This window comes from Pseudomonas sp. B33.4 (genome assembly GCF_034555375.1).
GTDB lineage: Bacteria > Pseudomonadota > Gammaproteobacteria > Pseudomonadales > Pseudomonadaceae > Aquipseudomonas.
The window spans coordinates 2,212,878-2,227,007 of the sequence record NZ_CP140706.1 but is presented as its reverse complement, the minus strand read 5'-3'; the positions used below and the strand labels follow the sequence as shown (position 1 = coordinate 2,227,007).

Genomic DNA, 14,130 nt, shown 5'->3' with positions numbered 1-14,130 from the left:
GGTTATCTATGTTTGCCAAGGTGGGACAGCCTGCTGTTTGTGCAAAGGCGGGCATTATAAGGCTGTGGTTCAGGGATGCCAGAACTCTCTATTGGCAGTTCTGGCCCTATCGCGAGCAGGCTCACTCCTACAGGGGAACGCATTCCAAAGGTGGGAGCGAGCCTGCTCGCGATAGCAATCCTTCAGACACCACTGAATCCGGCAAACAAAAACGGCAGCCTCAATGGGCTGCCGCTTTCGTTTACCGCTGGACTTACTACAAGCTCGAAAGCATGTCCTTGGCCTCGCCCCGCTGCTTCTCGTCACCCTCGGTCAACACTTCGTTGAGGATATCGCGCGCACCATCGCTGTCGCCCATGTCGATATAGGCCTGAGCCAGATCGAGCTTGGTCGCCGCTTCATCAGTGCCGGCGAGGAAGTCGAAATCATCTTCGCCCAGATCACCACCGATTGCCGCATCGGCCTCGGTGAAGGTCGGCTCTGCAATGGTTTGCGACAGACGATCCAGCTCGGCGTTGACATCATCCAGTTCAGCGGCGAACGCATCAGGTTCCGCCGCCGGATTGCTGTCCATTTCGTCGGCCAGCGACAGATCGAAATCGGCCGGCAGCTCCAGATCATCCTGTGGCACGTCAGCCACCACCGGCGGCTCGACCGGAGGCAGATCCTTCACGCCTTCGTCCAGATCCAGCAGGAAGTCATCGTCCGCCAGATCAACCGCTGGCGCCGGCTCGGCACCGAGGTCCAGATCGAGATCGAAGTCCGACAGGTCATCCAGATTCTCTTTGATATCGGTCTGCTGTTGCAGCACCGATTCGAAGCTCAGGTCGTCGTCGGACGGGAACTCGTCCAGCTCGACCGGCGCTTCTGGCTCAACCACGGGCGCAGGCTCTACCGGGGTGATGTTATCGAGATCGTCCAGGCTCAGATCAAACGCGCTGTCCAGATCGTCTTCCGCTGGCGCTGGCGCAGGTGCTTCAGGCTCATCCAGCAGCAGATCCTTGACGTATTGCGCGTCCAGCTCGGCAGCCACGGCAGCAGCGGCCAGACCCGAAGCAGCGACCATGGCCATGGCCGGGAAGCGGCTTTTCAGCTCTTCGACCTTGGCGAAGTTGTCGCCATTGGCCACCAACTGACGCTCCTGGCCGACGAAAGCATCGCGGTCGCCCTGCTGACCGTAGACTTCCATCAGTTTCAGACGCAGATCGCTGCGCTGCGGCTCCAGGCTGACGCCCTCCTCCAGCAACGCGGCAGCCTGATTCAAACGACCGGCGTTGATGTGCGACTGCGCCTTGTCGAGTACGTCGTCGGAACGCTCGGCGGCCGGCGCCACCAGGGGCGCGGCAATCGGCTCAGCCATCACGACCGGGGCGACTATCGGAGCCGCTACGGGTGCCGGAGCAGGTGCAGGCGCCGGGGTGTTGAGTTTGACACTAGCGGCCGGCGTTTCCAGACCTTCGAAACTGCTTTCCGGCAGCTCCTGCTCAGCGGAGAACTCTTGCTCTTCCGACAGGGCACGGGCCATACGCAGATGCTTCTCGGCTTCCTGCTGAGCTTTGCGACGACGCGCCAGCAGCAACAGCAGGAGCAGCAGAACGACTGCGCCACCACCGATCAGGCCCAGCAGAATCGGGTTGGTCAGCAGTTCGTTGAAGGTTTTCTCTTCATCGACAGGCGGCTTCGGCGCTACAACAGGTTCAACCGGTGTTTCAGCCGGAGGCGCAATCGCCGACTCAGGCGTCGGTGCTGCTTCTGCCGGGGTGGCCGGCGGCGTGGCAGCCAGTTCAGCAGTGATTGCCGGAACCGCAGGGGCAGCAGGATTGGCAGCTGGCGCAGCGCCCGCCCCTTCAGCCTGCAGTTTCGCCAGTTGGTTGTTCTTCAATTCGATCAGCTTTTGCAGCTTGTCCATCTGGCTTTGCAGATCGGATACGCGGCTCTTCAGTTCCTCATTGTCACGACGGGTCGTGTCGAGGCTTTCCTGAGTGACCGCGAGCTTGTTGCTCAAGGCCTTCGCATCACCCGCCGGGCCTTTGCCGCGCGTCTTGGCGCTTTCAGCGGAGACCAGGCTCAGATTGTCCTGCGCGTTTTGCGCTGCACCGGCGTTGCCGCGACCACGGCTGGTCGCATCGAGCTGCTGCTGGCCGGTGCCCGGCTTGGCCACATAACGACGCCCCTGACGCCAGGCCTCGTTCTGCGCCGCGACTTCGGCAATCGCCTTGGACTGTGGCAACGCTGTGCTTTGCACTGCATCCGGCAGACGCAAAACCTGACCGGTTTTCAGTCGGTTGATGTTGCCACCGATGAATGCATCCGGGTTCAACGCTTGAATGGCCAGCATGGTCTGCTGCACCGAACCACCGTTGCGCGCCTTCGCGGCGATTTCCCACAGGGTATCGCGCGGCGTGGTGGTGTATTGCGTCGGGTGCGTGGCGCCCGTGGTCGGCGCGGTGATGGTCTGCGATGGCGCCGGTTGCGCGGCGGCATCAGCGGTCTGTGGCGAGAACTTCGAAGGATCGAGCAGCACGCTGTAATCGCGCAGCAGACGGCCGTTCGGCCACATCACCTGCACGAGGAACTTCACCATCGGCTCCGACAACGGTTTGCTCGAGGTGACGCGCAGCACGCTTTTGCCGCTGGCGTTGAGCACCGGAGTAAAGGTCAGATCGTTGAGGAAGGCTTGGCGATCAACGCCGGCCTTGGCGAAATCTTCATGGGAAGCCAGGCTCGGCACCACTTCGGCAGCGGTGAGATCCTTGACGTCGAGCAGCTCGATTTCAGCCACCAGCGGCTGGTTCAGGGTCGACTTCAGGGTCAGCTCCCCGAGCCCGAGGGCATGCGCCATACCGGAGGACAGCGCCGAGGCGGCCGCTATTGCTAACACCAGTTTGCGAACTTGAACCATAGCCTCATCCTTTGTTTGAACGTTCCTCGGCCAGCGAGAAGATGTTGAATACCGCTGCCGTAAGGCATTGCGCGCGACGACGACAGATGTCGCGCGCGATCATTTCTTTGATGCCCCGGAAAGTCCCGGAGGGTGACACGTTATCAAGCAATCTGGGCAAGCATAGCGCTCACCTAGAATCAGTCGACAAATTGTTGCCAAGTATCTTTTACAGCAGGTCTTTTATCAACAATTCAGCCACCTGCACAGCGTTAAGGGCCGCGCCTTTGCGTACGTTATCTGACGTCAGCCACAGATTTAGTTCCGCCGGGTCGTCGACACCGTTGCGCACGCGACCGACATAGACAACATCCTGCCCTACCGCGTCACCGACGGCAGTCGGGTAATCACCGGCCTCGACCAGCTCAATACCCGGCGCTGCTTCGAGTGCCGCGTTGACCTTTTCCAGGTCGACAGCCTGCGTTGACTGCAAGGTCACGCTAAAGCTATCGCCAAAAAACACCGGGGCTTGAACGCAAGTTGCGGAAATCTTTAATAAAGGCAGTGCCAGCACCTGACGCAGCTCGCGCACCAGGCGCTTTTCCAGCAGCGTATGGCCCTGCGCGTCAGGCGTGCCGACCTGGGCCAGCAGGTTGAATGCTACTTGCCGATCAAAAAACGTTGGTTCCAGCGGGCGCATGTTCAGCAGCTCGGCAGTTTGCCGCGCCAGCTCAGTCACCGCTTCGCGACCTTGGGCGGACATCGCCAGGCTGGCGCTGACATTGACGTATTGCAGGTCGATCAGATCGAGCAACGGCGTTAATACCACGGCGAGGGTGGTCGCCGACGGACTCGGGCTGCTGACCTGGAACGGCGCTTTCAAACCGGCGAGTACTTCGGCGTTGGCTTCCGGCACCACTTGCGGCGCCTGATCGGCCGGCAGCGCGCCGGACAAGTCGATCAGCGAACAACCGGCGGCATGTGCGCGGGCGGCGTAGCTCAAAGTGATGGCTGGGCCAGCAGCGAAGAACACCAGTTTGACCTTGCTGAAATCGAACTCGTCGACTTCGCGTACGCGCACGTTCTTGTTGCGGAACAGCACCGAGCTGCCGGCGGATTCGCTGCTCGCCAGCAAGTGCAGATTGCCGACTGGGAAGTCGCGCTCTTCGAGAATCTGTACGAGGGTTTCGCCGACAGTACCGGTGGCGCCGATCACGGCAATATCTAGGGTCTGGGTCATGGTGCGAGCCTCTGGCGAAACGGGGGGAGCGGCACTTTACCGGGTGACTGGCGCACAGGCAATTTCTGCCGGGGATTTGCCGCGCCTGCACCGGCCCCTTCGCTGGCAAGCCAGCTCCCACAGGTTTCTGTGTTGTGCATGAATCTTGTGTACAACACTGAGCACTGTGGGAGCTGGCTTGCCAGCGATGAGGCCGGTACAAACACCCGAGAAACCCCAGGCATAAAAAAACCCGCACCTCTCACAAGGCACGGGCTCTTTCATTGCGGCAAACGATCAACGCTCAAGCAAAATCCGCAACATGCGACGCAGCGGTTCGGCCGCGCCCCACAGCAGTTGGTCGCCGACGGTGAAAGCACCGACGAACTGCGAACCCATGTTCAGCTTGCGCAGACGACCGACCGGAACATTCAGGGTGCCGGTGACCTTGGTCGGGCTCAGCTCCTGCATGCTGATTTCGCGCTGGTTCGGGACCAGTTTGACCCAAGGGTTGTGCTGACTGATCAGCCCTTCGATATCGGCGATCGGTACGTCTTTGTTCAGCTTGATGGTCAGCGCCTGGCTGTGGCACCGCATGGCGCCGATGCGCACGCAGATGCCGTCGACCGGGATCGGGCTCTTGAAGCGACCGAGGATCTTGTTGGTCTCGGCCTGGGCTTTCCACTCTTCGCGGCTCTGACCGTTCGGCAGTTCCTTGTCGATCCACGGGATCAGGCTGCCGGCCAGCGGTACGCCGAAGTTTTCGGTCGGGTACGCTTCGCTGCGCATGGCATCCGCTACGCGACGGTCGATGTCGAGAATCGCGCTGGCCGGATCGGCCAGTTGATCGGCGACAGCGGCGTGGGTCGCGCCCATTTGCTTGATCAGTTCACGCATGTTCTGCGCGCCGGCACCGGAGGCCGCCTGATAGGTCATGGCGCTCATCCACTCGACCAGACCGGCTTCGAACAGACCGCCCAGGCCCATCAGCATCAGACTGACGGTGCAGTTGCCGCCGATGTAGTTCTTGGTGCCCGCGTCGAGCTGCTGGTCGATGACCTTACGGTTGACCGGATCAAGAATGATCACCGCGTCATCGTTCATGCGCAGGCTCGAGGCCGCGTCGATCCAGTAACCCTGCCAGCCGGCTTCGCGCAGCTTCGGGAACACTTCGCTGGTGTAGTCGCCGCCCTGGCAGGTCAGAATCACGTCGAGGGTCTTCAGCTCATCAATGCTGTAAGCATCCTTGAGCGGAGCAATGTCCTTGCCCACGGACGGGCCTTGGCCACCGACGTTGGACGTGGTGAAAAACACCGGCTCGATTAGATCGAAATCCTGCTCTTCCAGCATCCGCTGCATGAGCACGGAACCGACCATCCCGCGCCAACCGATCAGACCTACACGTTTCATCGCAACTACACCTTCTTGAAAAGTGGGCCGCTGCTTTGTATTGAATTTCGCAGCGGGCCCGAGAGATTACAGATTCCGCAGCGCGGCGACTACTGCGTCGCCCATTTCCTGCGTACCGACTTTGCTGCAACCGGCCGAATGGATGTCGCCGGTGCGCAAGCCTTGATCCAGCACCACGCTCACGGCTTTCTCGATGGCATCGGCCGCGTCATGCAGATTGAAGCTGTAACGCAGCATCATCGACACCGACAGAATGGTCGCCAACGGGTTGGCAATGCCTTTACCGGCGATGTCCGGAGCGGAACCATGGCAAGGCTCATACATGCCCTTGTTGTTGGAATCCAGCGAGGCCGAAGGCAGCATGCCGATGGAACCGGTGAGCATCGACGCTTCGTCGGACAGAATGTCGCCGAACATATTGTCGGTGACGATCACGTCGAACTGCTTCGGCGCGCGCACCAGTTGCATGGCGGCGTTGTCGACGTACATGTGGCTCAGTTCGACTTCTGGATAGTCTTTGGCCACTTCTTCGACGATTTCACGCCACAGTTGGCTGGACGCCAGCACGTTGGCCTTGTCCACCGAGCAGAGCTTTTTGCCACGGACCATGGCCATGTCGAAACCGACACGGGCGATGCGGCGGATTTCGCTTTCGCTGTACGGCAGCGTGTCGTAGGACTGACGCTCGCCGTTTTCCAGAGTACGGGTACCGCGTGGCGCGCCGAAGTAGATACCGCCAGTCAGTTCACGAACGATCAGGATGTCCAGACCGGCAACGATTTCCGGCTTCAGGCTCGAAGCGTCCGCCAGTTGCGGGTACAGGATCGCCGGACGCAGGTTGCCGAACAGGCCCAGTTGCGCACGGATTTTCAGCAGACCGCGCTCAGGGCGGATATCCCGCTCGATAGTGTCCCATTTCGGGCCACCGACAGCGCCCAACAATACCGCGTCAGCAGCACGGGCACGGTCGAGGGTTTCGTCGGCCAGCGGCACGCCGTGCTTGTCGATGGCGGCGCCACCGATCACGTCATGGCTCAGCTCGAAGCCCAGGCTGTACTTGTCGTTGGCCAGCTCCAGCACCTTGACCGCTTCGGCCATGATTTCCGGACCAATACCGTCACCTGGGAGAATCAGAATCTGCTTGCTCATGCTTTCCTCGTGTCTTCAGTCGGTGCGCCACTTCGGGCGCGCCGGGAAAAATTCTTATCGCTCAGCCATCAGTACGATCACATCGGTACTGAACGAGCCGTCGGCATCAATCTCAAAATATTCGCGCACTTCGTTGCCCATCGACTGCTGCAACTGGCGGATCGCTGCGCGCATCACTTCGGGCGTACGCATGCGCTCGACCCAGCTGGTGTACTCCAGACGCAGGCGCTGACGCGTGGTACTGCGCACATGCAAACCGGCTTCGCTGACCTGACGCAACCATTCGGCGCCTGAATAATCGCGCACATGGCTGGTGTCGCGCAGCACTTCGACGCTTTGCAGGTAAGTGTCGAACAACGGACTGCCCGGTGACAACACGTCAACGAACGCCGCCACACCGCCCGGTTTCAGCACCCGACGCACTTCGCGCAGGGCCACACCGAGGTCGCTCCAGTGATGCGCCGAATAACGGCTGAACACGAAGTCGAACTCGCCATCGGCAAACGGCAAACGCTCAGCGGCGCCGTTGACCGTGGCAATGTTGCGCATGTTGCGATCAACGGCAGCGGCGGCGACCACGTCGAGCATCTGCTGCGACAGGTCGTAGGCGACCACTTCCTTGACCAGCGGTGCAACGTGGAAACTGACGTGACCGGCGCCACACCCCAGATCCAGCACCCGCGCCTCGCCCCGCCCGGCCAGCTCAGCTTGTAGCAGGGCGAATTCAGTGCCTTGAGCGTGAACGGCGCTGCTCAGGTAGGCGGCGGCCTGTTCACCGAATTGCTTTTGTACGACCTGAGTGTGTTGGGCGGTGCTGGTCATGGGACTTCCTTTTTAGGGTGAGTCTTGTGGTGCTTTTGAGGGCCTCATCGCGAGCAGGCTCACTCCTACATTTGGAATGCGTACCCCTGTAGGAGTGAGCCTGCTCGCGATGGCGCCATTCGCCATACGCAAATTATGCGTCGCGAAACAACCACGGCTGGCTCACACGATGCTTGGCCTCAAACGTCGCAATCGCATCACCGTCCTGCAAGGTCAAACCGATATCGTCCAGACCGTTCAACAGGCAATGCTTGCGGAACGCATCGATCTCAAAGCTGTACACCTTGCCATCCGGGCGGGTCACGGTCTGCGCTTGCAGATCGACCTGCAATTGATAGCCCGGCTCAGCCTCAACTTGCTTGAACAATTCATCGACTTCGGCGTCGCTCAAGATGATCGGCAGCAAGCCGTTCTTGAAGCTGTTGTTGAAGAAAATGTCGGCATAGCTCGGCGCGATGATGCTGCGGAAACCGTATTCTTCCAGCGCCCACGGCGCGTGCTCACGGCTGGAACCGCAACCGAAGTTCTCGCGAGCGAGCAAAACGCTGGCGCCTTGGTAGCGCTCGGCGTTGAGGACGAAGTCCTTGTTCAGCGGACGCTTGGAGTTGTCCTGATACGGTTGCCCGACATCCAGATAACGCCACTCGTCGAACAGATTCGGACCGAAACCGGTGCGTTTGATCGACTTCAAGAACTGCTTTGGAATGATCTGATCGGTGTCGACGTTGGCACGATCCAGAGGCGCGACAAGACCAGTGTGCTGGGTAAAAGCTTTCATGCTGCGCTCCTTTAGATCAATTCACGAACGTCGATGAAACGACCGTTCACCGCTGCCGCCGCCGCCATGGCCGGGCTGACGAGGTGGGTACGGCCACCGGCGCCCTGACGGCCTTCGAAGTTACGGTTGGACGTCGAGGCGCAGTGTTCGCCGGACTCCAAACGGTCCGGGTTCATTGCCAGACACATCGAGCAACCCGGCTCACGCCATTCGAAACCGGCTTCGAGGAAAATCTTGTCGAGACCCTCGGCTTCTGCCTGAGCCTTGACCAGACCCGAGCCCGGCACCACGATCGCCTGCTTGATGGTCGAAGCGACTTTGCGGCCCTTGGCGATCACCGCCGCAGCGCGCAAATCTTCGATGCGCGAGTTGGTGCAGGAACCGATGAACACGCGATCCAGTTGAATGTCGGTGATCGCCTGATTGGCGGTCAAACCCATGTATTTCAAGGCGCGGACGATCGAGTCGCGCTTGACCAGATCCATCTCTTTGGCCGGGTCCGGCACGTTCTGATCAACGGCCAAAACCATTTCCGGCGAAGTGCCCCAGCTGACTTGCGGTTTGATCTGCGCAGCGTCGAGCTCGACCACAGTGTCGAACTTGGCGTCGTCATCGGAGACCAGGTCTTTCCAGGCTTCGACGGCCATGTCCCATTCCGCGCCTTTCGGGGCGAATGGACGGCCCTTCACGTAGTCGACAGTCTTCTGATCCGCCGCTACCAAACCAACGCGGGCGCCGGCTTCGATGGACATGTTGCAGATGGTCATGCGGCCTTCGACGGACAAGTCGCGGATCGCGCTGCCAGCGAATTCGATGGCGTGGCCGTTGCCGCCGGCGGTGCCGATCTTGCCGATGACCGCGAGAACGATGTCCTTGGCGGTCACGCCGAACGGCAATTGCCCTTCAACGCGCACCAGCATGTTCTTCATTTTCTTGGCGACCAGACACTGGGTGGCGAGCACATGCTCGACCTCGGAAGTGCCGATACCGTGAGCCAGAGCGCCGAACGCGCCGTGGGTCGAGGTGTGCGAGTCGCCGCAAACCACGGTCATGCCCGGCAAGGTCGCGCCCTGCTCCGGGCTGATCACGTGGACGATGCCTTGGCGGACGTCATTCATCTTGAATTCGACGATGCCGTATTCATCGCAGTTGTCGTCGAGGGTCTGAACCTGCAAACGCGAGACCTGATCGGCAATGGCTTCGATGCCGCCCTTGCGCTCTGGAGTCGTTGGTACGTTGTGGTCCGGGGTCGCGATGTTGGCATCGATGCGCCAAGGCTTGCGCCCGGCCAGACGCAGGCCTTCAAAGGCTTGCGGCGAAGTCACTTCGTGAATGATGTGACGATCGATATAGATCAGCGCCGAGCCATCGTCGCGCTGCTTGACTAAATGCGAATCCCAGAGCTTGTCGTAGAGCGTTTTGCCGGCCATCAGACGGTTCCTCATCAGCTTGTTTCTATGCCCTGGGCTTATCAATAACCCTTTGGCTTGTGAGGCCGATCCTATGGGGTTAGATTAAATAACTCAAATTCATATTTTTTATGCTTTGGATAACCAACTGGAATACAAACATGGACCTGGCCAACCTCAACGCTTTTATCGCGATTGCCGAGACCGGCAGCTTCTCCGGCGCCGGCGAACGCTTGCACCTGACCCAGCCGGCGATCAGCAAACGCATCGCCGGCCTGGAGCAGCAATTGAAGGTGCGTCTGTTTGATCGACTGGGCCGTGAAGTCGGCCTGACCGAGGCTGGCCGCGCCCTGCTGCCACGGGCTTATCAGATTCTCAACGTGCTCGACGACACCCGCCGCGCCCTGACCAACCTGACCGGTGAAGTCAGCGGCCGCCTGACCCTGGCCACCAGTCACCACATCGGTCTGCACCGTTTGCCGCCGCTATTAAGGGAATTCACTCGCCGCTACCCACAGGTGGCGCTGGATATTCAGTTCCTCGATTCGGAAGTGGCCTACGAGGAAATTCTCCATGGCCGCGCCGAACTGGCGGTCATCACCCTCGCGCCGGAGCCGCACGCACTGGTCAAAGCCACGCCGGTCTGGGACGACCCGCTGGATTTCGTGGTCGCCCCGGAGCATTCGTTGATCAATAACGGCGCCGTCAGTCTGGCGGACATTGCCGGTCATCCGGCGGTTTTCCCCGGCGGCAACACCTTTACTCACCATATTGTCCAACGCTTGTTCGAGGCTCAGGGTCTGACGCCGAACATCGCCATGAGCACCAATTACCTGGAAACCATCAAGATGATGGTCTCGATTGGCCTGGCCTGGAGCGTTTTGCCGCGCACCATGCTCGATGATCAGGTGGCGAGCATCGCTTTGCCGGGCATACAGCTCACTCGCCAGCTAGGCTATATCTTGCACACCGAACGGACGCTATCGAATGCGGCGAGAGCCTTTATGGCATTGCTGGACGCACAACTCGATCTGCCAGGGACTTGAGGCCAACTTGTGCTACTCCTATAGAGCCGCTGTCCCTGTGCCTAACGCCACCATCAGCTCAAGGCCTGTCCACAATGCCGAAATCTGTTGACCGAATTCCGCCGATGCCGCGTATTCAGGCGATTGACCCGCGTCATTCCGAGCAGAGCTGGGAGAGCGCGCCGCAATTGCTGGCGGCGCTCAACGGCGCACGGCTCGGCGCCTGGTACTGGGACATCGAGCGTGGGCAGATCAGTTGGTCACGTGGTACGCAGGCATTGTTCGGCTTCGATCCTCGGCAACCACTGCCCGAAGATCTGGAATACCTCGATCTGCTGCCGCCAGAAGACCGGGCGAAAACCGTTCGCGCCTTCCACGCAGTGATTGCCGGCGCGCCGCTGGAACAGGCGATGCACCACCGCATCCGCTGGCCCGACGGCAGCCTGCACTGGCTGGAGATCAGTGGCAGCCTGCTGCCGGATAAAAACGGCCGCCCCCGAATGATCGGGGTGATTCGTGAAATCACCCACCAGCGTCAACGCGAACAAGCCCTGAGCAGCTCGGAGAAACGTTTCGCGACACTTTTTCACCTGTGCCCGAACATGGTCTTGCTGACCCGCCAGGAAGACGGCCTGATCAGCGAGGCCAATCAGTACTTTGAAAGCCTGTTCGGCTGGCCGGTGCAGAGCGCCATTGGCCGCACCACACTGGAGCTGGGCCTGTGGGTGCATCCGGAACAGCGCGGCGAACTGGTCAAGAAGACCAAGGCCAAGGGCGAATTGATCAGCATGGAAGTGCAGTTTCGCGCCAGCAACGGGCAGATTCACGACGGCATTCTCAGTGCGCAGAAAGTCGAACTCGAAGGTCAGCCCTATCTGCTCAGCACCTTCCTCGACACCACCGAACGCAAAGCCGCCGAACACGCCTTGAAGGACAGCCAGGAACGCCTCGATCTGGCGCTGGACTCGGCGCAACTCGGCACTTGGGACTGGCACATTCCCAGCGGAATGCTCTATGGCTCGGCCCGCGCTGCGCAATTGCACGGGCTGGAGCCGAAACCGTTCCATGAATCGTTCGAAGAGTTTTTCGAAGGCGTGCCCGGTGAGGAGCGCGACAGCATGCGCGACGCCTACCGCAGTCTGCGCGAAGGCCCGGCGGGCAATTATCAACTGACCTATCGCGTGCAACTGCCGGACGGCAGCTCACGCTATCTGGAAAGCCGCGCTCGTCTCTACCGTGACGATAATGGCGCGCCGTTGCGCATGGCCGGGACGCTGCTCGACATCACCGATCAGGTCGAGCGCGAGCAGCGGCTGGTGGCCTCGGAAGAGAAATTCGCCACGCTGTTCCAGGTCAGCCCCGACCCGATCTGCGTCACCCGCCAGGACAGTGGCGAGTTCATCGAAATCAATAACAGCTTTACCCAGACCTTTGGCTGGAGCGCCACCGACGTGATTGGCCACACCGCCGAAGAAATCGGCCTGTGGGACGCCTCGGCGAAAAGCCTGCAGCGCATCGAGCGGGTGATCCGCGAACAGGGTTTGAGCAACGTCGCGATCATCGTGCAACACAAGGACGGCCAATCGCTGACCTGTGTAATTTCCAGCCGGCAGATCAGCGTCGGCGATCAACCGTGCATCGTCACCACCCTGCGCGATATCACCCAGCAGCAGCGCTCGGAAGCGGCACTGAAGGCCAGCGAAGAGAAATTCGCCAAAGCCTTTCACTCAAGCCCCGACGCGATCACCATCACCGAGCGCGACACCGGACGTTATCTGGAGGTCAACGACGGTTTCTGTCGGCTCACCGGTTATCGCGCCGAAGAAGTGGTGGGCAAAACGGTTTATCAGGTGGGTATCTGGGCCGAGGAAAAACAGCGCTCGGCATTACTCGCCGAGCTGCAGATCAAGGGCCGCGTGCACCATCAGGAAATGCTCGGGCGCAACAAACGCGGGGAGATGCTGACGGTGGAGGTCTCGGTCGAGCCGATCACCCTCAATGAAACCGCGTGCCTGTTGCTGACCGCGCGCGACGTCAGCCTGCTGAAAAACGCCGAAGCACAGATTCGTCATCTGGCTTATCACGATCCGCTGACCAACCTGCCCAACCGTGCCTTGCTGATGGATCGCCTGAGCCAGCAGATCGCCCTGCTCAAGCGCCACAATCTGCGCGGCGCGCTACTGTTTCTCGACCTCGATCACTTCAAGCACATCAACGACTCCCTCGGTCACCCGGTCGGCGACACCGTGCTGAAGATCATCACCGCGCGGCTCGAAGCCAGTGTGCGCATGGAAGACACGGTCGCGCGCCTCGGTGGCGATGAGTTCGTGGTATTGCTCAGCGGCCTCGAAGGCTCGCGTAACGAAGTCAGCGTGCAGGTGCGCAATCTGGCCGACACCCTGCGCGAATTGCTCTCAGAACCGATGTTCCTCGACGGCCAGCGCCTGCAAGTGACGCCGAGCATCGGCGTGGCGCTGATCCCCGATCACGGCTCAACGCCGACCGACCTGCTCAAACGCGCCGACATTGCGCTGTATCGGGCCAAGGATTCCGGGCGCAACACCACGCAGATGTATCACAACACCATGCAGAAAGCCGCCAGCGAGCGACTGCGCATGGAGACCGACTTGCGCCTGGCGCTGTCGCGCGGTGAATTCAACGTGCACTTTCAGCCGCAGGTGGATGCCCGCGACAACCGCATCATCGGCGCCGAAGCCCTGGTGCGCTGGAATCACCCGGAACTGGGTGCGCAGTCGCCCACCGAGTTCATCAAGGTGCTGGAAGACAGCGGGCTGATTCTCGAGGTCGGTACATGGATCCTCGACGAGGCCTGCAATGCGTTCAAACAACTGATCGCCCTGAAACGGGTCGACCCGCTCAATTTCAGCCTGTGCGTGAACATCAGTCCGCGACAGTTCCGCCAGAACGACTTTGTCGAGCGCATCGAACACAGCATGACCAGCCACGGCCTGCCGTGCTCGTTGCTGAAACTGGAAATCACCGAAGGCATCGTCATTCAGAACCTCGAAGACACCATCAGCAAAATGCGTCGCTTGAAAAAACTCGGCGTGAGCTTTGCGATGGATGATTTCGGCACCGGTTATTCGTCGCTGACTTACCTCAAGCGTTTGCCGGTCGATACGTTGAAAATCGATCAGTCGTTTATCCGCGATGCAACGACCGACCCGAACGATGCCGAGATCATTCGCGCAATTGTCGCCATGGCCCGCAGCCTCGAGCTGGAGGTGATTGCCGAGGGCGTGGAGACCCCGGAACAACTGGCGTTCCTGCAAGGCTTGGGCTGCCATTTGTATCAGGGCTATCTGCACAGCCGTCCGGTTGCGCTGGAGGATCTGAAAAAGCTTCTGCCATAACCGGTGCACGTTGCAACAGAAGCGCAATTGCCACGCTTTGCGCCAACCTGTAGGGTCGCGGTT

General features: G+C 60.4%; 9 protein-coding genes. 2 read left to right on the top strand and 7 right to left on the bottom strand.

Annotation, left to right across the window (positions count from 1 at the left end):
• Positions 1-256: 256 nt before the first annotated feature.
• From U6037_RS09765 to leuC, 7 genes are all read right to left on the bottom strand, one after another.
• Complete coding sequence (locus U6037_RS09765; protein WP_322846580.1) at positions 257-2,902, bottom strand: FimV/HubP family polar landmark protein; 2,646 nt, start codon at positions 2,900-2,902, stop codon at positions 257-259.
• A gap of 208 nt (positions 2,903-3,110) precedes the next feature.
• A complete protein-coding gene (locus U6037_RS09760) occupies positions 3,111-4,121 on the bottom strand; it encodes an aspartate-semialdehyde dehydrogenase (RefSeq protein WP_322846579.1) in 1,011 nt (336 codons plus the stop codon).
• A gap of 276 nt (positions 4,122-4,397) precedes the next feature.
• Positions 4,398-5,510, bottom strand: a complete 1,113-nt coding sequence (gene asd / locus U6037_RS09755) for an aspartate-semialdehyde dehydrogenase (RefSeq protein WP_007913448.1) — start codon at positions 5,508-5,510, stop codon at positions 4,398-4,400.
• A gap of 66 nt (positions 5,511-5,576) precedes the next feature.
• The gene (leuB, locus tag U6037_RS09750; protein ID WP_150729471.1) at positions 5,577-6,659 is read right to left on the bottom strand and encodes a 3-isopropylmalate dehydrogenase; all 1,083 of its coding nucleotides are present in this window, start codon (positions 6,657-6,659) and stop codon (positions 5,577-5,579) included.
• A 54-nt stretch (positions 6,660-6,713) separates the two neighbouring features.
• On the bottom strand, positions 6,714-7,481 hold the full coding sequence (locus U6037_RS09745; protein WP_322846578.1) for a class I SAM-dependent methyltransferase: 768 nt from the start codon (positions 7,479-7,481) through the stop codon (positions 6,714-6,716).
• 133 nt (positions 7,482-7,614) lie between these two features.
• Positions 7,615-8,259: a 3-isopropylmalate dehydratase small subunit gene (gene leuD, locus U6037_RS09740; protein ID WP_007913445.1), complete on the bottom strand. Its 645-nt coding sequence runs from the start codon at positions 8,257-8,259 to the stop codon at positions 7,615-7,617.
• An 11-nt stretch (positions 8,260-8,270) separates the two neighbouring features.
• The gene (leuC, locus tag U6037_RS09735) at positions 8,271-9,689 is read right to left on the bottom strand and encodes a 3-isopropylmalate dehydratase large subunit (RefSeq protein ID WP_077571922.1); all 1,419 of its coding nucleotides are present in this window, start codon (positions 9,687-9,689) and stop codon (positions 8,271-8,273) included.
• 140 nt (positions 9,690-9,829) lie between these two features.
• Here leuC and U6037_RS09730 point away from each other — a divergent pair, with 140 nt between their 5' ends.
• On the top strand, positions 9,830-10,714 hold the full coding sequence (locus tag U6037_RS09730) for a LysR family transcriptional regulator (protein ID WP_242208490.1): 885 nt from the start codon (positions 9,830-9,832) through the stop codon (positions 10,712-10,714).
• 74 nt (positions 10,715-10,788) lie between these two features.
• The gene (locus U6037_RS09725) at positions 10,789-14,067 is read left to right on the top strand and encodes a PAS domain S-box protein (protein ID WP_322846577.1); all 3,279 of its coding nucleotides are present in this window, start codon (positions 10,789-10,791) and stop codon (positions 14,065-14,067) included.
• Positions 14,068-14,130: the final 63 nt, after the last annotated feature.

Coding starts and splice junctions, on each gene's coding strand:
- U6037_RS09745 (WP_322846578.1), bottom strand. CDS start 7,481: ATGACCAGCACCGCCCAACACACTCAGGTCGTACAAAAGCAATTCGGT.
- leuC (WP_077571922.1), bottom strand. CDS start 9,689: ATGGCCGGCAAAACGCTCTACGACAAGCTCTGGGATTCGCATTTAGTC.
- leuD (WP_007913445.1), bottom strand. CDS start 8,259: ATGAAAGCTTTTACCCAGCACACTGGTCTTGTCGCGCCTCTGGATCGT.
- U6037_RS09725 (WP_322846577.1), top strand. CDS start 10,789: ATGCCGAAATCTGTTGACCGAATTCCGCCGATGCCGCGTATTCAGGCG.
- U6037_RS09730 (WP_242208490.1), top strand. CDS start 9,830: ATGGACCTGGCCAACCTCAACGCTTTTATCGCGATTGCCGAGACCGGC.
- U6037_RS09765 (WP_322846580.1), bottom strand. CDS start 2,902: ATGGTTCAAGTTCGCAAACTGGTGTTAGCAATAGCGGCCGCCTCGGCG.
- U6037_RS09760 (WP_322846579.1), bottom strand. CDS start 4,121: ATGACCCAGACCCTAGATATTGCCGTGATCGGCGCCACCGGTACTGTC.
- leuB (WP_150729471.1), bottom strand. CDS start 6,659: ATGAGCAAGCAGATTCTGATTCTCCCAGGTGACGGTATTGGTCCGGAA.
- asd (WP_007913448.1), bottom strand. CDS start 5,510: ATGAAACGTGTAGGTCTGATCGGTTGGCGCGGGATGGTCGGTTCCGTG.